At 64.6% G+C, this 16,840-nt stretch carries 19 protein-coding genes and 1 pseudogene; 5 read left to right on the forward strand and 15 right to left on the reverse strand.

Annotation, left to right across the window (positions count from 1 at the left end; translation table 11 throughout):
* Positions 1 to 200 precede the first annotated feature (200 nt).
* Positions 201 to 509, reverse strand: a complete 309-nt coding sequence (locus NO357_RS11890) for a hypothetical protein (protein ID WP_306735889.1) — start codon at positions 507 to 509, stop codon at positions 201 to 203.
* A gap of 290 nt (positions 510 to 799) precedes the next feature.
* Between NO357_RS11890 and map the strand changes: the two genes are divergently transcribed.
* On the forward strand, positions 800 to 1,645 hold the full coding sequence (gene map, locus NO357_RS11895) for a type I methionyl aminopeptidase (protein WP_306735890.1): 846 nt from the start codon (positions 800 to 802) through the stop codon (positions 1,643 to 1,645).
* A gap of 25 nt (positions 1,646 to 1,670) precedes the next feature.
* On the opposite strand, the gene NO357_RS11900 is transcribed toward map, so the two are convergent.
* Positions 1,671 to 2,288, reverse strand: coding sequence for a hypothetical protein (locus NO357_RS11900; RefSeq protein ID WP_306735891.1), 618 nt, complete (start codon positions 2,286 to 2,288; stop codon positions 1,671 to 1,673).
* 137 nt (positions 2,289 to 2,425) lie between these two features.
* Here NO357_RS11900 and NO357_RS11905 point away from each other — a divergent pair, with 137 nt between their 5' ends.
* Positions 2,426 to 3,601 carry an MFS transporter gene (locus NO357_RS11905; RefSeq protein WP_306735892.1) on the forward strand — a complete coding sequence of 392 codons (1,176 nt, stop codon included), beginning with the start codon at positions 2,426 to 2,428 and terminating at the stop codon, positions 3,599 to 3,601.
* 84 nt (positions 3,602 to 3,685) lie between these two features.
* Here the strand turns inward: NO357_RS11905 and NO357_RS11910 are convergent, their stop codons facing one another.
* The 6 genes from NO357_RS11910 to NO357_RS11935 form a co-directional block, all read right to left on the reverse strand.
* Positions 3,686 to 4,399, reverse strand: coding sequence for a hypothetical protein (locus tag NO357_RS11910; RefSeq protein WP_306735893.1), 714 nt, complete (start codon positions 4,397 to 4,399; stop codon positions 3,686 to 3,688).
* Between the two features lie 130 nt (positions 4,400 to 4,529).
* Positions 4,530 to 5,042: a helix-turn-helix transcriptional regulator gene (locus NO357_RS11915; RefSeq protein WP_306735894.1), complete on the reverse strand. Its 513-nt coding sequence runs from the start codon at positions 5,040 to 5,042 to the stop codon at positions 4,530 to 4,532.
* Positions 5,039 to 5,677, reverse strand: coding sequence for a cytochrome b/b6 domain-containing protein (locus tag NO357_RS11920; protein WP_306735895.1), 639 nt, complete (start codon positions 5,675 to 5,677; stop codon positions 5,039 to 5,041). The genes NO357_RS11915 and NO357_RS11920 overlap by 4 nt, the downstream gene beginning before the upstream one ends.
* Positions 5,677 to 6,159 (reverse strand): PepSY domain-containing protein, encoded by a 483-nt coding sequence (locus NO357_RS11925; protein ID WP_306735896.1) that lies wholly within the window; start codon positions 6,157 to 6,159, stop codon positions 5,677 to 5,679. The genes NO357_RS11920 and NO357_RS11925 overlap by 1 nt, the downstream gene beginning before the upstream one ends.
* A gap of 117 nt (positions 6,160 to 6,276) precedes the next feature.
* On the reverse strand, positions 6,277 to 6,840 hold the full coding sequence (rsmD, locus tag NO357_RS11930; RefSeq protein ID WP_306735897.1) for a 16S rRNA (guanine(966)-N(2))-methyltransferase RsmD: 564 nt from the start codon (positions 6,838 to 6,840) through the stop codon (positions 6,277 to 6,279).
* 49 nt (positions 6,841 to 6,889) lie between these two features.
* Positions 6,890 to 8,098 (reverse strand): NAD(P)/FAD-dependent oxidoreductase, encoded by a 1,209-nt coding sequence (locus NO357_RS11935; RefSeq protein WP_306735898.1) that lies wholly within the window; start codon positions 8,096 to 8,098, stop codon positions 6,890 to 6,892.
* An 86-nt stretch (positions 8,099 to 8,184) separates the two neighbouring features.
* On the opposite strand from NO357_RS11935, the gene NO357_RS11940 reads away from it, so the two are divergent.
* Positions 8,185 to 8,673 (forward strand): peroxiredoxin, encoded by a 489-nt coding sequence (locus NO357_RS11940; protein ID WP_306735899.1) that lies wholly within the window; start codon positions 8,185 to 8,187, stop codon positions 8,671 to 8,673.
* Between the two features lie 24 nt (positions 8,674 to 8,697).
* On the opposite strand, the pseudogene NO357_RS11945 reads toward NO357_RS11940, so the two are convergent.
* The 7 genes and pseudogenes from NO357_RS11945 to NO357_RS11975 form a co-directional block, all read right to left on the reverse strand.
* Positions 8,698 to 9,162 (reverse strand): annotated as a pseudogene (locus NO357_RS11945) (hypothetical protein); the annotation flags it as partial.
* A 151-nt stretch (positions 9,163 to 9,313) separates the two neighbouring features.
* On the reverse strand, positions 9,314 to 9,610 hold the full coding sequence (locus tag NO357_RS11950) for a 4a-hydroxytetrahydrobiopterin dehydratase (protein WP_306735900.1): 297 nt from the start codon (positions 9,608 to 9,610) through the stop codon (positions 9,314 to 9,316).
* A complete protein-coding gene (locus NO357_RS11955) occupies positions 9,607 to 10,797 on the reverse strand; it encodes a GNAT family N-acetyltransferase (protein WP_306735901.1) in 1,191 nt (396 codons plus the stop codon). The genes NO357_RS11950 and NO357_RS11955 overlap by 4 nt, the downstream gene beginning before the upstream one ends.
* A gap of 69 nt (positions 10,798 to 10,866) precedes the next feature.
* Entirely contained in the window at positions 10,867 to 11,625 is a 759-nt protein-coding gene (locus NO357_RS11960) for a glycerophosphodiester phosphodiesterase family protein (RefSeq protein WP_306736188.1), read from the reverse strand.
* Positions 11,626 to 11,646: 21 nt separating this feature from the next.
* Positions 11,647 to 12,108 carry a RidA family protein gene (locus NO357_RS11965; protein WP_306735902.1) on the reverse strand — a complete coding sequence of 154 codons (462 nt, stop codon included), beginning with the start codon at positions 12,106 to 12,108 and terminating at the stop codon, positions 11,647 to 11,649.
* Between the two features lie 94 nt (positions 12,109 to 12,202).
* On the reverse strand, positions 12,203 to 13,513 hold the full coding sequence (locus NO357_RS11970) for an HlyD family type I secretion periplasmic adaptor subunit (RefSeq protein ID WP_306735903.1): 1,311 nt from the start codon (positions 13,511 to 13,513) through the stop codon (positions 12,203 to 12,205).
* On the reverse strand, positions 13,513 to 15,240 hold the full coding sequence (locus tag NO357_RS11975; protein ID WP_306735904.1) for a type I secretion system permease/ATPase: 1,728 nt from the start codon (positions 15,238 to 15,240) through the stop codon (positions 13,513 to 13,515). The genes NO357_RS11970 and NO357_RS11975 overlap by 1 nt, the downstream gene beginning before the upstream one ends.
* A 185-nt stretch (positions 15,241 to 15,425) precedes the next feature.
* Here NO357_RS11975 and NO357_RS11980 point away from each other — a divergent pair, with 185 nt between their 5' ends.
* Together NO357_RS11980 and NO357_RS11985 are read left to right on the forward strand one after the other, a co-directional pair.
* On the forward strand, positions 15,426 to 16,226 hold the full coding sequence (locus NO357_RS11980) for an MlaA family lipoprotein (RefSeq protein WP_306735905.1): 801 nt from the start codon (positions 15,426 to 15,428) through the stop codon (positions 16,224 to 16,226).
* Complete coding sequence (locus tag NO357_RS11985) at positions 16,204 to 16,821, forward strand: MlaC/ttg2D family ABC transporter substrate-binding protein (RefSeq protein WP_306735906.1); 618 nt, start codon at positions 16,204 to 16,206, stop codon at positions 16,819 to 16,821. The genes NO357_RS11980 and NO357_RS11985 overlap by 23 nt, the downstream gene beginning before the upstream one ends.
* Positions 16,822 to 16,840: the final 19 nt, after the last annotated feature.

The raw sequence follows: 16,840 nt of genomic DNA on the forward strand, positions 1-16,840 counted from the left end.
GCCGTGCGAAAGCCCGGCGCCCACCCGCGCGACACGGATCATTCCGGGACCGCGAGGCGGATCGTGGGGTATTAGCCGTACAGAGCGACGGTCAGGTCGTTACCAGGCTCAGGCTGGTAAAGAGAGAAGGCGCCGGTCTGTTCGTCGCGCATCAGGAGGCCGGTTCCAGCGTCGATGAAGACAGTATAGCTGGCGCCGAACTACCTGCCGCCCTGGTCAGGGCTGGGATCGGTCCGGGAGGTGTAACGATAACCGAGATAGCTCCGACCATCCTGGATGACCATGCCCGGGCAGTTGTCATCGCCGAGATTGGCGGCCAACTGGTCGCGCAGCAATTTGTGGAAAGCCTCCATATCCGGCGGGTTCCGGTTGGGGGGCTTCGTCCAGGGACCATCCGGGTCCGGCGCGATCCAGGTGTCGGCGCCGATCATCAGCGTCACCATCTGGCCCTTGAGCCCCGACATCGCGCGCAGCGGCGTGTCGCAGGTGGTGAGCATCTCGTAGTTCACGGCACCGGCCGCATCCGTTACCGTCGTTTCGATCCGGTGCGGTGGACGGGTGAACGGATCGAGGGCACCACGGTCGAACAGGGCGGCGATCTCGTCGCGTCAGGTGTCGGCCGAGGCGGGGGCAGCGGCGCAAAGAATCACGGCAAAAGCGAGACGGTGCATGGGAAAGGTCCTGAAAGGCATTGTAACTCTTACAGCAGGTTAGCGTCGGGTGCCGGAGCCCGGAAAGGGCACATACTGCCCGGGCTCATGCTCTGGTCCTTGGCGTCGAACTGCCCTAAATAGGGTTCATGATCCTGAATATCGGCAAGAAGGCAAAGCCAGTGAACGAGACGCATCGGGGGCGCATGACGCGCGACGGCATCCGGATTCACGAAAAGGCGGATTTCGCCGGCATGCACAAGGCCGGCGAACTGGCGGCGCGGATTCTAGACGAGCTTGCCGAGCACGTCTTTCCCGGCCAGACCACCGGCGAGATCGACCGGATGATCGAGGAGAAGGTCGATGCCGCCGGGGCGCTCTCGGCGACGATCGGCTACAAGGGCTATCAGCATGCCAGTTGCATCAGCGTGAACCACGTTGTCTGCCACGGCATCCCTGGCGACAAGGTGCTGAAGGACGGCGATATCCTCAATATCGACGTGACCGTGATCGTCGATGGCTGGTATGGCGACACGTCGCGGATGTACGTGGCGGGCAAACTCAGCCGCAAGGCCGAGCGGTTGATCCAGGTCACGCATGATGCGCTGTTCAAGGGGATCGAGGCGGTGAAGCCTGGCAATACGTTCGGCGATATCGGCCATGCGATCCAGACTTACGTGGAAAGCCACCGGATGAGCGTGGTGCGCGATTTCTGCGGCCACGGGCTGGGCCGGGTGTTTCACGCACCGCCCAACGTGCTGCATTACGGCCGTACGGGCACCGGGCCTGTGCTTGAGGAAGGCATGTTCTTCACCATCGAGCCGATGGTCAATCTCGGGCGACCCGAGACAAAGGTTCTGGCCGATGACTGGACGGCGGTGACGCGAGACAAATCGCTTTCGGCGCAGTTCGAGCATTCGGTCGGGGTGACGGCGGACGGGGTCGAGATCTTCACGCTGTCACCCGCCGGCAAGTTCCACCCGACCTGGGGCTAGGGTCGCGGGTTCGGGATTCCGGCGTTTAAGTGTCGTGACGCACGCGGATGTCGCGCAAAACAAGACCGACCATGCGACGGCCTTCCAGAAAACCTTCCAGAAAATCCAGGGTCAGCCCGCGGGGATCGACCTGGTCGCGGATTTCGAACCGCGAAGCGATGGCAGCCCCTTTGACCCCCGGGGCAAGCTTAATTGCCAGGGGCGCGGGATCGGCAAGCACGGTTTGCGCGCGGTTGTCACCAATGGATCGGATGATATGCAGGCCTTCGGTCAGGGCTGACAGCACTGGAAGGTCGGCAAACCCAAAGAAGGCCCGGGGACCAAGCCCGTCATCCCGCCGAGGGTTCTCCCGGTTCTGCGTTAGTGCCGCGCAACGTTGGGCGATATCCGGCGCTTCGTCTGGGTGATGGTCGATCACGGTGGTGACGGTACGTCCATCCAGCGACACGTCCAGAAAGGCGTGGTGACTGTACCATGGGCCATTGTCGCGCCTTGCATGGGTGAGCATGGCCAGAATGTAGACCGCCGACCCGATCAGGCGTGCGGTTCCCACCCGGCCGGTATCGCCCAGATACATCCCCGGCCGTTTGCGCACGGCGTCATCGAATTCCATCGCCGGAATACCGTCGGGATCCTTCTCCATATAGGCAAGATCGCATGACTGGCGCGCCGCGAAAAGCTTGAAAACGTCCCGTCACCATGGCGCAAACGCGCTTGGCCCGGCGCGCGATCCAGCGCAACAATGCCTCAACGGGCTTCCTTGCCCGCAGGAGAGGCGCCGTGCCAAGCACCCAACCCAGCACAGTCGCCGCTACCCGCCTGATCATCCCGGTCCTGGCGGCGGCCAATTTCATTATCGGCATCGGCGCCTTCCTGGTGATCGGGGCGATGGTGCCGATTATCGAGGACCTGGGCGTGAGCGCGGCGCGCGGCGGCTGGATCATGACCTCCTATGCCGTGAGTTATGCGGTGCTGTCGCCGGTGATCGTATCGCTCACCGGCGAGGCCGGGCGGCGCAAGGTGCTGGCTGCGGGACTTGGCCTCTTTGCTGTCTCCTGCGTGGTGGCAGCGACGGCGCCCAGCGATATCGTGCTGAACGCGGCGCGGGTGATCGCGGCGGCGGGCGCCGGGATCGTCACGCCTGTGGCGGCGGCGGTGGCTGCCGGAATCAGCCGGCCTGAGGCGCAGGGCAGGGCGCTCTCAGCAGTGTTCCTGGGGTTCACGCTGGCCCAGGTGGTTGGCGTACCGGCGGGCAGTTTCCTGGCCTATTCCATCGGGTGGCGGGCCGCGTTCTGGATCGTTGGCGGCATGGCCCTGCCGGTGCTGGTTGGTGTGTGGCTCCTGATTCCGGCCGGGTTGACGTTTCGGGCGGTCAGGCTGTCGGATCTGGGTCTGGTCCTGTCGAACTGGCGGCACATGGTCGCGGTGCTGTTCACCTTCAGCTTCGTGGGTGCGACTTACGTGGTTTTCACCTTCCTCACGCCGCTCTTGACCGAGACCATGGGGTTCGGCCGCGACCAGATGGCGGTGGTGCTGTTGCTCTATGGGTCCGGCGCGGTGGCAGGCAACCTGATGGGAGGCTGGCTCACCGACCGGATCGGGCCGTTCCGGACCCTGTTGATCCTGTCGTTGTCTCAGGTTGCGTTCAACGCCAGCTTCGCTGCGCTGCCGGTGCCGCATTTTCTGCTGCTGTTGCTGGTGTTCGGCTGGTCCACCTTCGGCTGGTCGTTCTTCGTGGCGCAGCAAACCCGGCTCTTGCGACTGGCTCCGGAGCGGGCGCCGGTGATGATGGCGCTCAATGCCGCGGCGCTCTATGCCGGGGTTGCGGCCGGGTCGGCCTTTGGCGGCGCAGTGCTGATTCATTGGGGGCTGGGTATGCTGGGGATCGGCGGTGCGCTGGTCGCCGGGTGGGCGGTGCTGCATCTTCTGTGGTCCGAGCGGATCGCAGTGCGATAGCGCCGCTGTTGCGTGGCACAGGTGATGGCGTACCAGGTTTGGTCAGGCCGGTGGTGGCCTGACCCGCTGATGAAACCGGGCGCTTCAGCCGAACTTCACGAACAGCCTGGCATAAGGCTTCTTGAGTCCCGCCGCTGCCTTGCGGATGGCTTCGGCGTCTCCTGCGCGCGCCGCGGCGAGGAACGCTGCGACCGAGGCCTCGAAGGTTTTGGCCAGCGCATCGAAGTCCGGGTTATCGCGGCCTTCGGGTGGTGGTGCGGCCAGAAGGTCGCGGGCGAGGTAATGGAGCAGTGCGGCGCGTTCCTGCAGCGCGTCGATCGCGGCGGCGTCGAGTGTCGAGAGATCAGTCATCAGCACGTGTTCCATCTCGGCGTGATAGGCGTTCATCCGGTCGGAGAAGGATTCGATCCCATTGCGGTCGTGCAGGGCTGCGAGCTCTTCGCGGACGCCTTCGAGCGTTTCGTGCGCACCGTTTAGGTCGCCTTCGACGATCTGGCCGGAACTCCGGTTGATCAGCCAGGCCACCTGCACCAGCGTATCGCGCCAGCCGGGGTCATCTTCATAATGCGGCGGCGGGGCGGCCTCCCAGCTGTCGCGCAACGCGGTCCATTTGTCCGAGAGCGCGTGCGCGGCCTCGGCCGAGCCGGCGGTGTCGCCGGAATTGGTCAGGAACAGTGCTTTTCGGTAGGTGGCATAGGCGTCGCGATAGGCCGTTTCGAAATCGGCCACCGGGCCGGCGGTGGCGGCGAGCGGGGCAAAGAGTAGGGCCAGGGCGAGCGAGACGGGGCGCAGGGTCATCGGTAATTCCTCGATCAGCGGGCAGGATGGCGCAGCAGTGCCGGATTTTTTCAGCCTTGCAATTGAGCCATGTCAAACCCTTGGAGCGGAACACGCGATCGTGAGCCTTGGCCGGGGTGATGTTCGGATGTCAGAGCCCGCTATCCGGGCCGGCTCGGGCATTTTCCAGCAGATCTTCGACGAATAGCGCGACGAACTGCGCCCGGCTACCTGCGCCGGACTTGGCGAAGACACGGGTCAGCTGGGCGCGGACGGTGCTTTCGGCGGCACTGCGGAGCGCGGCGATTTCGCTGGTTTCGAGCCCCTTCAGCGTGAACAGCGCCACATCGGCTTCGGCCGGGGTGAGCCCCCAGCCGGCAAAACGCGCTTCGATCACCTCGGCGAAAGCACCGGAGGCGAGTGACAGCGCCTCTTCGGCGCGGCGGATTCGCAGCAATGTGCGGCGCATCTCGAGTGCGCTGATGCCGATGCCGATGATTAGCGCCAGAGCCACCATGGCCTCGAAGGTGGTATGCGGGTCGAAGCCGATCCAGCGGTAGTCGCTGGCCACGTCGCCGATGAAGAACACCGCCGCCAGCGTCTGCAGCGCCAGCGCAGCTGCCAGAAGCGAGGCGCGGCGCAGATCCCCGGGCGGGTGGCTCATCGCTTGGTCCTTTCGCGGCGGTTGAAGATCATGCCCTTTGCAAGATTGACGCCAGAAAGCCGGGATTCAAGTCCGACACCGGCCACGTGCAGCGCCGCGAGGATCAGCAGGCCGGTTGCCGCCGCCTCGTGCAGGTCTTCGGCAACCTCCGCGCCCGCGCCGCCGGTTTCGTGCGCGTCGTCATCTTCATCCTCTTCGTCGTCGTCATGGTCGTAGCGATAGTCCGACCAGGCGTGGTGGGTGTCGTCATCGGGGAAGGGATCGGCCTCGAGCACGAGGCCGGTGACGGCGGTCACCGCCAGCAGCGACCAGATCGCCACCGCCATCCAGGCGCCGAGCGGGGTGTGGCCGGGGCTGTCGTGCCAGCGCCACGCCACGAGGTCGCGCAGATGTGCCAATGCCCGGGACGGGGCCAGTGGCATCTCGGCCAGCGCGGCGGGGCCGGGGGCAATGAGGCCCCAGAGCAACCGCAGGATCAGCGCCGACAGCGCGGCATAGCCGATCCAGACATGCGCCACGGTGCCATCGCGCAGGAGCGCCCCGTTGACCAGGATCGCCAGCGCGATGGTCCAGTGGGTGAGGCGGACAAGCGGATCCCAGCCCCGCCTGCCCCCGGGTCGCACGGGCGCTGGCATCAGTCTTCGACCTCGGCCCGCAGGATCTCGCCGGTGGCGGCGTCGAGCTTGAGTTCCCACATCCGGCCGTCGCGCAGGGCGTAGGCTTCGAGTTCGTGCCCTTCGGATTTGATCCGCCGGAGTTCGTAGCCTTGCGTTGCCAGTTTTTCGGTCAGATCAGCTGGAAGCTCTGCGGGTTGGGATGGTAGCGCCGGTCGCGTCATCGGGTCGGAGATCGTCGTTGCGGTCTTGTGGCTGATCACTGCGCCGTCACGCGATGATACCAGGATGAAGTGCTTGCGGCCATCCTTGACGGCGGTCACCTGGATGAGCGCCGCCGCCTTGCGGTAGCGGGTGATCTCGAAACCGTCTTCGGCCAGCGCGGTGCCGATCGTGGCGGCGTTACTGCCGAGGATTGCACCGGTATCGGGAGTAACGGCCATTGCGCCGGATGCCAGCGTGGCTGCGGCGATCAAGGCGAGGGATTTGGCAATTCGTGTCATCGGGGTCTCCTGTTCAGACGTGTCGGGGCGGCGTGCCCCGTCGTGACGCTAACCTGGCGCAGATCGCTACCCGGCGCGATAGGACCGCAGCTTAACAACTGGCGAATAAGCGTGCGCTTACACGGAGGCCTGCAGGATCGAGAGGGTGGTATCGCCATAGCGCCGGCTGTCGAGCAGGGTCAGCCCGGCGGGCGGAGTGACAACACTGTTCTCCTCCCAGACGATCAGCGCGCCTGGGGCAATCCAGTCGCCAGACAGCGCGGCCACCAGCGCCGTTTCACCCAAGCTCTTGCCGTAGGGCGGGTCAAGGAAGACGAGGGTGTAGGGTGCCGAGGGGCATTGTCCGAGCCGGCGGGCATCGCGGCGGATCAGTTCGGTCTTGTCGCGGGCCTGGCAGATCTCGACATTGCGGCGGATCAATGCCTGCGCCTTGGCGCCATCATCGACGAAGGTGACATGGGCGGCGCCGCGGCTGAGCGCTTCGAGCCCCAGCGCGCCGGTGCCGGCAAAGAGGTCGAGCACGCGGGCGTCGGTGATGGGATCGCCAAACCGGCCGCCCTGCAGGATGTTGAAAAGGTTTTCCCGGGTACGGTCGGTGGTGGGGCGCAGATGCGCGCCGGCATCGCCCTTGCCAACCGAGGCCAGCGCCCGACCGCGGAAGGAGCCTCCGATTATGCGCATTGGATCGGAGCGGTGCGTTGAAAACGCGCCCTACGGAGGTAGGCGTCAGTCATCGCATCAGCGATTTCAGATCGGTGGCCGGATCGGCCACGGCCGCCGGGTCGGGTGACTTGCCGGCCTCGATCAGGCGTTTGCCGATCATGTAGGCACGCGGGTCGTTCATCGCGTCGACGGCAAGCAGTGTGTCGCCCTGATAGTACCAGAACGAAGTGCTGCCGTCCTTGTCGCCCGGCCGGGTGATCACTTGGGTATAGCCGCTGTTCAGTCCCGCGATCTGGAGTTTGACGTCGTATTGATCCGACCAGAACCACGGTTTTGCCACGTAGTCCTTGCCGGCGCCGAGCATGTTTTCGGCCACGCATTCGGCCTGATCGATGGCATTTGGCACCGACTCGAGCCGGATGCGTTCGCCGTGGTAGGGAAATGAGGCGCAATCGCCCGCCGCCCAGATCGCTGGGTCGGAGGTGCGACCCTGCGCGTCGGTCTTGATGCCGTTGTCGATCTCGAGCCCGGCGGCCTCGGCCAGCGCGGTGGCTGGAGTGATACCGACACCGACGATGACGAAATCGACCGCAAGCTCGGTCCCGTCAGAGAGTTTTGCCCCGGTGACGCGGGTGTCGCCCAGAAGGGTATCGAGGCCGACGCCCTCGCGGATGTCGACACCATATGCGGCGTGCAGGGCGCGGAAGTAGTCGGAGGTTTCCGGTGCGGCGACACGCTGAAGAATGCGCTCGGCCATCTCGACTAATGTGACTTTGAGCCCCTTCTTGGCCGCCACCGCCGCGGCTTCGAGCCCGATATAACCGCCGCCGACGATCAGCGCATGGCGGCCCTCGGCAAATTCGGGGGCCATCTCATCGACATCGTAAAGCGTGCGCACCACATGCACGCCTTCCAACTCGCCGCCGATCCGACCCGGCAGGCGGCGCGGCACCGAGCCGGTGCATAGCGCCAACATGTCGTAGGTAATGGTCTCGCCCCCGGCGATCACCGTCTTGTCGGCGCGGTCGATGGCCTGCACGGTGGTGTTGAGCCGCAGTTCGATCCCGTTCTCGGCGTAGAAGCTTTCGGGCCTGAGATAGAGCCGTTCGAGCTCCATCTCGCCGAGCAGATAGGCCTTGCTGAGCGGCGGACGCTGGTAGGGCGGTGCGGATTCTTCGCCGATCAGTGTGATCGAACCGGTATGCCCCAGGTTACGCAGCTTGGCGCAGAGCGACGAACCGGCTTGGCCAGCCCCGATAACGACGATGTGAGCCATGACGACCTCATTTTCGGATTGAACCCGCGCGGCGAGCCTATAGCGTGACCAAAGCAAAACGCAACGCGCGAATAGGAGAACCCGAAATGGCGATTAAGGTTGGCGACCGGATACCGGATGCGACGCTTTACACATTCAACGAAAACGGCATCGAGGCGGTGCAGACGGCGGACATGGTGAAAGGGCGCAAGGTGGTTCTGTTTGGCCTGCCGGCAGCGTTCTCGAGAACCTGCAGCGCGGCGCATTTGCCCAGTTTCATGCGGACGCGTGATGCGTTTGCCGAAAAAGGCGTGGAAGACATCTACTGCATTTCGGTCAATGACGGGTTCACCATGGCCGCGTGGGACAAGGATATGGGCGCGGCCGAGGCCGGCGTGACGTTGCTTGGCGACGCGAGCGGCGATTTCACCCGCGCGCTGGGCATGGAGTTCGATTTCCCGCAGGGCGGGATGTTCGGCCGCTCGAAGCGTTATGCCCTGGTGGCCGAGGACGGGGTTGTGACCCATCTCAACGAGGAAGTGCAGGGCGGCGTGTGCGAACTGACCGTCGGCGAAAAGCTGCTCGAGAACTTGTGAGGCGCGGCATCGGCCGCGGGCCGGTCACGCGCCGGATTGAAGCGTGCGGATGCGGTCGAGCACGGGGGCGATGCTGTCCTTGTCCATGAAGTCGAAGCCGTGCAGTTCTTCGCTGGCGGCTTTGCGGTCGCGGTTCATCAGGCTGCCGATGATCAGCATCACCCGGTCGTAACGGGTAAGCTCGTTGGGGTCCTGCCGCCCGAGGAGGGCAAAGTGATCCATGCGGGTGACGAGCCCTGGCGGCAGGCTGCCCGCGATCCAGCCGTCGAGCTTGGCCCCGGCGGGTGCCCCCGACACGGTGAAGAAGATGACCGGTTTGCTGTCGATGGCGGCGGCATTGCGGCGCAACCAGAGCGCGATCGGCAACCTGTGATAGATCACCGGGCAGCCAAGGACGAGGAAGTCGAAGCTGTCCGGTTTGGCGTCGGTCGTCTTGATATCGTGGGCGTCAAGGCCGGACGCCGCGCCGATCCATTGCGCGTATTGTGCGGTGCTGCCCGAACCGGGTGGTGTAGAAGATTGCGCCTTTCATGGGTGACCTCGCCGTTCCGGATGGGGCCGAATTGGTGATAACCTGGTCCCAATACAGCAGATGGCAGGTCCTGTCCCTGATGCACCTCAATGGTTGTTTGGGGCCGTATTACGTCCCGAGGCTGTCGAGTTTGCGCGCCAGCTTGGCATCGAGCGAAGATAACCCGCCGGCATCGTGCGTGGTCAGCGTGACCGTCACGCGGTTGTAGGTATTGCACCATTCCGGGTGATGGTTCCATTTCTCGGCCCAGAGCGCAGCCTGAGTCATCCAGCCGAAGGCGCTGGTGAATTCCTCGAACTTGTAGGTCTTGACGATGGCATCGCGCCCCTCGGCCATCGCCCAGCCCCTGGCGAATAGCGGCGGCAGCAGGTTTTCGCGGGCGGTGTCGGAGAGCAGTTCGTTCAATCGTGTTCCTCCTCGTGGGTCTTGCGGAAAGGGCCGTAGGCGGTGAGGATCTCGATCTCCTCGGCTACGGCTTCGCGCTCGGCCTCAAGATAGCGCGAAACCGCATCGGCGAAACCCGGATCGGCGATCCAGTGCAGCGCGTGGCAGGTGGTGGGCAAATATCCGCGCGCCAGCTTGTGTTCGCCCTGCGCCCCGGCCTCGATTCGGGAAAGGCCATGGCCGATGGCGTAGTCGATGGCCTGATAGTAGCAGATCTCGAAATGCAGGCAGGGGTGATGTTCGGCGCAGCCCCAGTAGCGGCCATAGAGCGTGTCACGACCGATCAGGTTGAGAGCACCGGCGACATAGTGCCCGTCGCGTTCGGCCAGCACCAGCAGGATATCGTCGCGCAGGCTTTCGTGGGCAATGTCGAAGAACGACCTGGTGAGATAGGGCGAGCCCCATTTGCGGCTGCCGGTGTCCTGGTAGAAGTGCCACATCGCATCCCAGTGTTCGGGAAAAATATCGTCGCCGCTGAGTTCCAGGATGCGGCCGCCGAAGTTTTGCGCCTGCATGCGCTCCTTGCGGATATTCTTGCGCTTGCGCGAACTCAGCGAACCCAGGAAGTCGTCGAAGCCGGCATAGTCCGCGTTCTCCCAATGGAATTGCTGAGTGGTGCGGTGCAAGAGGCCCATGTCCTGGCCGGCCCGTGCTTCGGCCTCGGTGCAGAAGGTGATGTGGAGCGAACTGATCCCGTTCTGCGTCGCGAGCTGGATTGCACCCTGCACGAGCGCGGCGCGTCCGGTTTCCTCGAAGCCCGGTCTAACCAGCAGGCGGCGGCCGGAGACAGGGGTGAAGGGCACCGCGATCTGGAACTTCGGATAGTAGCGCCCGCCGGCGCGCTCGTAGGCGTGGGCCCAGTTATGGTCGAAGATGTACTCGCCCTGGGAATGGGACTTGGCGTAGAGCGGTGCGCAGGCGATCAGCGTGTCGCCGAGGCGGGCGGTGAGATAGCGCGGCTGCCAGCCGCTGCCGGGGCCGACCGAGCCGCTCTGCTCAAGAGCGGCGAGGAACCGGTGCGTGGTGAAGGGATCGTTCGGGCGACCGCCATCGGCGGCCTCAGGGCAGGCGCAGGCATCCCACTCTGCCGCTGCGATCTTGTCGAGCGAGGAGAGGATCCGGATATCGATAGCCGTTTCACTGTCCATGGTTTGAATATCGGTGCGCGAGGGCGCGGCGACAAGGTGGTAGCTTGGCGTGCGCCTGAGGTAGGCCAGTCACGCGAGGTAGCCTTCGAAGGTGATGTTCTCGGCCACCTTGCGGGCCTCGGCCTCGATCTCGGGCGAAGTGACAGTCCAGGTCAGAACATGTGCGCCATGCGCCTTGAGCTCGGTCAGACGCGGGTTGTGCAGGTCTTTCACGTCGTGGGACACGAAGCTCGCGCCCACGGCGTCGTAATCAGGGATCAGCCGCAGGTGATCGCAGGTCGCATCCGACAGCAGCGGCCAGTCGAGCGGGCTGTAGCCGCAGGTGGTGATGCCACGGGTGGTCTCGGGCAGGAGCTGGCGCAGCACGTCGACCGCATGCGGGTTAAAGGACATCAGCGCCACCGGGCCTTGATAGGATTTCAACGCCTCGGCCGCGGCGTATTCCAGGGGCCCGACATTGCTGCCCATGGCGCCGTCCTGGTCCTTGATCTCGATCAGCAATGGCGCCCTTCCGGCGACCAGCGCCAGCACGTCTTCGAGAGTTGGCACACTTTCTCCGTCGCCATGTTTGAGCGGGATCGCGGCCAGCTCGGCTGCGCTGCGCTGGCGAATTGGGCCGGTCTCCGGCGTCAGCCGCCCGAGGTCGTAGTCGTGAAACACCATGGCGTGGCCGTCGAGCGACAGTTGCAGGTCGATCTCGATCCCGTAACCCGCCGCGATCGCCGCTCGGATCGCCGCGCGGGAGTTTTCTGGGCGGGCATCGGCCATGTCATGCAGCGCCCGGTGGGCGATGGGACGGGCCAGGAAGACGGGATCGAGCGCGGGTATCTTCAACGGACAGGCCGAGGGTTACTTGATCTGGAAGATTGCCTCGATTTCCACGGCGACTCCGAGCGGCAATGCGCCGGCCGACACTGCTGAGCGGGAATGGCGACCGGCATCGCCGAGCGCTTCGACCAGGAAATCGGAGCAACCGTTGATCACCTGCGGCTGCTGGGTGAAATCGGGGGCCGAATTGACGAAACCGGTAAGCTTCACCACCCGTACCAGCCGGTCGAGATCGCCGCCGCAGGCCGCTTTGAGCTGGGCCAGAAGCGACACGGCACAGGTTTTCGCGGCGGCCGCGCCTTCCTCGGTCGTGAGGTCGGTGCCGACCTTGCCGGTGATGAGATTGCCGTCCTGCATCGAGATCTGTCCCGAGACGAAGACCAGATCGCCGACCTGCACGAAGGGCACGTAGTTGGCGGCCGGTGCCGGCGCGTCGGGTAGGGTGACGCCGAGTTCGGCGAGGCGGGCTTCGATTTTCGACATGGGACTGTCCTCCTTGGCTGTTCGCGAGTCGCGCAGACGCTAGAGGAAAGCGATGACAAAGGCGAGACGTTGCTTGACCCGCGGGCGCGGGCGGTCAGCTTTCGCGGAAGGCCTTGGAGAAATAGACCGTGATCGGGCGCAAAAGGTAAGCGAGTGGCGTGCGGTCGTCGGTGCGGATGAAACTGTCGACTGGCATGCCTGGAATCAGACTGGCGCCGTCGGGCAGTCGTTCGGCTTCGCCGTCGTCCATTACGATTTCGGCACGGTAGAAGGTGGCGCCGGTGGTCTCGTCACGGAAGGCGTCGGCCGAAAGGTTGGCGACGTGGCCGAAGATATCGGGCGTGTCGCGCTGGTCGAAGGCGGGAAACCGCAGGGTCACCTTCTGGCCGACATAGACCATGTCGACATGGATCGGATCGACCTGGGCGGTGATCACCAGCGGCCGGTCCTGCGGCACGATGAAGAGCAGCGGATCGCCGGCGGCGATCACGGCGCGACGGGCGAAGACGGCAAGGTTGTAGATCACGCCGGAAACCGGTGCGGTGATCTCGAGCCGGGCAAGTTTCTCGTCCACGGCGCGGCGTTTCTCCAGCAGCTCCAACTCGCGGATTCGCAGGTCACGCAGTTGCGAAAGCGCCTCCTCCCGGCGATTGGTGCCGAGCTTGAGGATGCCGATCTCGATCTCGGTGATGCGTTCCTCGGCCTGGGCCTTGCGGGCCGTCAGTTCGCCGACGGTGCCGGAGAGGTTGGCCTGCTCGCGCCGCAGTGCCAGCACCCGCGAGGCCTGCGCCAACCCCTTGTCGAGCAGGGTTTGCTGTGCGGTCAGTTCTTCGCTGATCAGATCAAGCTGGGTTTCGAGCGCAGCGGACTGGGCGTCGATCCCCTTGATCTGGCTGCGCAGCTGATCGCGCTGGCGCGAGAGCTGCTCGGTTTCTCGGTCGATCGACTCGGAGCGGGCGCGCAGCAGGTTTTCCTGGCCGTTCATAAGCTCGGCGATATCGGGGTCTGCGGCGGCGCGGGCCTGAAGTTCTTCGTTGAAGCGCAACTCGTCGCTGCTGGCGCGTTCGGCTTCGAGCCGGGCCGAGCGGGCCATGATCTCGAACAGTTCGGATTCGATGATCGCCTTCTGCGACAGCAGTTCGGTCGGGTCGAGGCGGATCAGGGTTTGACCGGCCTCGATCGTAGCGCCTTCGCTGACCAGCACATCGGCCACCACGCCGCCATAGGGGTGCTGCACGACCTGGCGGTTCTGGTCGACCTCGATCCGTCCGGGCGCAACAACAGCGCCGGCGATCTCGGTCATCGTGGCCCAGGTGCCGAAACCGCCCAGCAGCAGGGCCACGCCGAGGAAACCGACGATCAACGGCACGTGCGCAGACCAGCGCTTGGGAGCCTTGTCAACCATCAGCGGATACCTCCGGGCCGTTGGGCCTTGGCGATATCGGAGGCGTTTTGCACGGTTTCGCGCAGCACCTCGTCACGCGGACCGAAGGCGCGGCGGGTGCCGTTTTCAAGCACCATGAGCAATTCGCATTCCTGGATCGCGGCGGGGCGGTGGGCCATGATGATGACCGCGCCACCGGCCTCCTTCATCGCGCGGATCGCCTTGTTCAGCGCCATCGAGCCGGAGTTGTCGAGGTTCGAGTTGGGCTCGTCCAGCACCAGCAGGACCGGGTCGCCATACATCGCGCGGGCCAGGCCGACGCGCTGGATCTGGCCGCCCGAGAGTCGCCCGCCGGCCGAGGTGACCGGCGTGTCATAGCCCTGCGGCAGCGCTACGATCATCTCGTGCGCGTCCGCCTTCCTGGCGGCGTCGACCACCTTGGTGTCGTCGGGGTTGGGCGACAGCCGGGCAATGTTCTCGGCGATGGTTCCGTCGAACAGCTGTACCCGCTGCGGCAGGTAACCAATATAAGAGCCGAGCACGTTGGGGTCGTACTGATCGAGCGCGGCGCCGTCGAGGCGGATATGGCCGCCCGCCGGGCGCCAGGTGCCCGTGAGCGCGTGCGCCAGCGTCGACTTGCCGGCGCCGGAGGGGCCGATCACGCCCAAAGCCGTGCCGGGTTCGAGCTTGAAGTTGATCATTCGCAGGCTGGCCTGGTTTTGACCGGGCGGCACCACGGTGAGGCTTTGTACATCCAGGCGCGCGCGTGGGCGCGGCAGGGCGGTGCGGGGCGACTCGGGGGACACTTCGGTCAGAAGCTGGGCGAGGTTATGCCAACCGCGGCGGGCACGTTCGATCATCGGCCATTGGCTGACAGTCTGTTCGACCGGCTGCAGCGCCCGGCCAAGCAGGATTGAGCCGGCGATCATCGCGCCTGGCGTCAACTCGCCCTGAAGCACGAGATAAGCGCCGAGCCCGAGCATCGCCGACTGCAGCAACAGGCGGAACGCCTTGGACAGTGAGGTGAACGAGCCCGAGAGATCGGCGGCGCCGATCTGCGCCTCGAGGGATTGGGTGCGGCCTGACTGCCAGCGGCGGAAGGCGGCGTCGCGCATCCCGAGCGAGACCACGAGTTCGGCCTCTTCGCGCAGGTTACCGGCCATCCGTTCGGCCTGCATTCCGGCGGTGCCGGCCCGGGTGAGCGGGGTGCGCGAGACCCACTGGTTGATCGCCGCCAGCAGGATGAGCGCCGCGCCGCCGGTTACCGCGAGGGTGCCGAGCCAGGGGTGAAAGACGAAGATCGCCATGAGGAAAAGTGGCGTGAACGGCATGTCAGCGATCGCCAGCAGCGCCGGCGAGGACATCAGCCGCTGCACCGATTCGAGATCGGCGAGGTTGGAGGCGGTTTCGGACGGGCCCCGCAGGGCTGACTTGCGCAGGACCGCGTCGAACACCCGGCCGTCAAGCCGCGACTGGAAGCGGGCGCCAGCGCGCGCCATTACCCGACCGCGGGCGAAATCGAGCAACCCGTACATGGCATAGAGGAACAGCACCAGCGCCGAAAGCGCGATCAGTGTCGCCACCGAGCGCGAACCCAGCACCCGGTCATAGACCTGCAGCATGTAGAGCGGGCCGGTGAGCATCAGGAGGTTGACGAAAACCCCGAACAACCCCACCGCCCAGTAGAGGCCACGGCTTTCGCGACGCGCGGCGCGAAGTTCGGTCAGGCCTGCGTCGATTGATGGCATGTTTCTGCGCATGGGCTTGTTTATGATCAACCGTTGGAAAGGTGGGCGATATTTCTTGTCTTCCGGGGCAGGCCTGCCGGCGTTGTCACCGATCTGCCACATCTGGCGTTGAAGCCGGAAATCACATTGGGCTATATCGTGGCAACACTTAAGTAAAGCCTACCTAGTTCGGAACGGAATTTCCATTGGCTGATACGTTCATCTCTTTCCCCGGCAATCGTGATCTGAAACGGTTTCTGACGATCGCCGTTGCAGCGTTGGCGCTGACGGCCTGTTCGGTGCCGGGGCCGGGGGGCGCGCCGGACGGCGTGCACGACCCTTATGAAGACGTGAACCGCCGCAACCACGAGCTCAACCGGGCACTGGACCGCACGTTCGTTCGTTCGGCCGGCAAAGGGTATTCCGGTATCGTGCCCGAACCGGTCCAGGAGGGGGTATCGAATTTCGCGTCGAACCTGAGCCTGCCGGGCACGGTGGTGAACAACGTGTTGCAGGGCGACCTGGCGGGTGCCGGGCAAAACACGCTGCGCTTCGTTTTCAACACGGTTATCGGCATCGGTGGGCTGGGAGATCCGGCTGGTGAGCTGGGCCTTTATGAGGTCGAGACCGATTTCGGCGAGACCCTGCATGTCTGGGGTGTGCCGGAAGGTGCCTTCGTCGAGCTGCCGGTGCTGGGCCCCTCGACCGAGCGCGACGCGGTGGGCAAGGTGGTGGACCTGTTCACCAATCCGCTGAGCTATGTCCTCCCCAGCCCGGAGAAATATTACGGCACCGCTGCAAAACTCGCCGCGAGAGTGGGTGACCGCGGGCGCTATTCCGACACGGTCGATTCGATCCTCTATGAAAGCGCCGACAGCTATGCCCAGTCGCGGCTGATTTATTTGCAGAACCGCCGCTTCGAGCTTGGCGGTGATGACAGCAGTGCTTATGTCGATCCTTACGATGATCCATATGGTGACCCCTATGCAGACCCTTACACAGAGTAATCCCCGCCGCCGCAGCGTCCTTCTGGGCATGATTTCGTCGCTGGCGCTTACCGCCGCAGCCGGTCCGGCATTGGCGCTGAGCGAGGCCGGGGCAAAGAAACTTGTCGATGCGATCGTGTCCGACATCAACAAGGTGATTGCCACGCCGAGTTCGGAAACGCAGAAGATACGGGAGTTCGAAAGGATCTTCGTGCGTTACTCGGACGTGCCGACCATCGCGCGCTATGCGCTCGGGGTCGATGCGCGCCGGGCGACGAGCGCCCAGATGAACGCCTTTACCAAGGCCTTCCAGATCTATGTCAGCCGTAAATACGGCAGACGCTTCCGCGAGTTCATCGGCAGCAAGATCGAGGTGCAGAAAGCACGCAAGGTGAAGAACTTCTATGAAGTGAAGACTATTGCGCATCTGCGTGGCGAAGCGCCGTTCGAGGTGACCTTCCTGGTTTCCGACCGGTCGGGGCGCGACAAGTTCTTCAACCTCTTCGTCGAGGGGGTCAACATGCTGCTGACCGAGCGCACCGAGATCGGGGCGATGCTCGACAAGCGCCGCGGCGATATCGACGCGCTGATCAGCGATTTGCAAAAGGCAAGCTGAGCCGCGTTTTCAGAACCGT

The organism is Marimonas arenosa, from assembly GCF_030848945.1.
In the GTDB taxonomy this organism is placed as follows: Bacteria; Pseudomonadota; Alphaproteobacteria; order Rhodobacterales; family Rhodobacteraceae; genus Marimonas; species Marimonas arenosa.

Excerpts from the sequence above, each read along its gene's own strand:
- rsmD (WP_306735897.1), bottom strand. The coding sequence starts at position 6,840 with ATGCGCATAATCGGAGGCTCCTTCCGCGGTCGGGCGCTGGCCTCGGTT.
- NO357_RS11915 (WP_306735894.1), bottom strand. The coding sequence starts at position 5,042 with ATGAGCCACCCGCCCGGGGATCTGCGCCGCGCCTCGCTTCTGGCAGCT.
- NO357_RS11985 (WP_306735906.1), top strand. The coding sequence starts at position 16,204 with ATGCAGACCCTTACACAGAGTAATCCCCGCCGCCGCAGCGTCCTTCTG.
- NO357_RS11955 (WP_306735901.1), bottom strand. The coding sequence starts at position 10,797 with ATGGACAGTGAAACGGCTATCGATATCCGGATCCTCTCCTCGCTCGAC.
- NO357_RS11965 (WP_306735902.1), bottom strand. The coding sequence starts at position 12,108 with ATGTCGAAAATCGAAGCCCGCCTCGCCGAACTCGGCGTCACCCTACCC.
- NO357_RS11970 (WP_306735903.1), bottom strand. The coding sequence starts at position 13,513 with ATGGTTGACAAGGCTCCCAAGCGCTGGTCTGCGCACGTGCCGTTGATC.
- NO357_RS11925 (WP_306735896.1), bottom strand. The coding sequence starts at position 6,159 with ATGACACGAATTGCCAAATCCCTCGCCTTGATCGCCGCAGCCACGCTG.
- NO357_RS11920 (WP_306735895.1), bottom strand. The coding sequence starts at position 5,677 with ATGCCAGCGCCCGTGCGACCCGGGGGCAGGCGGGGCTGGGATCCGCTT.
- NO357_RS11940 (WP_306735899.1), top strand. The coding sequence starts at position 8,185 with ATGGCGATTAAGGTTGGCGACCGGATACCGGATGCGACGCTTTACACA.
- NO357_RS11900 (WP_306735891.1), bottom strand. The coding sequence starts at position 2,288 with ATGGAGAAGGATCCCGACGGTATTCCGGCGATGGAATTCGATGACGCC.
- NO357_RS11935 (WP_306735898.1), bottom strand. The coding sequence starts at position 8,098 with ATGGCTCACATCGTCGTTATCGGGGCTGGCCAAGCCGGTTCGTCGCTC.
- NO357_RS11975 (WP_306735904.1), bottom strand. The coding sequence starts at position 15,240 with ATGCCATCAATCGACGCAGGCCTGACCGAACTTCGCGCCGCGCGTCGC.
- NO357_RS11910 (WP_306735893.1), bottom strand. The coding sequence starts at position 4,399 with ATGACCCTGCGCCCCGTCTCGCTCGCCCTGGCCCTACTCTTTGCCCCG.
- map (WP_306735890.1), top strand. The coding sequence starts at position 800 with ATGATCCTGAATATCGGCAAGAAGGCAAAGCCAGTGAACGAGACGCAT.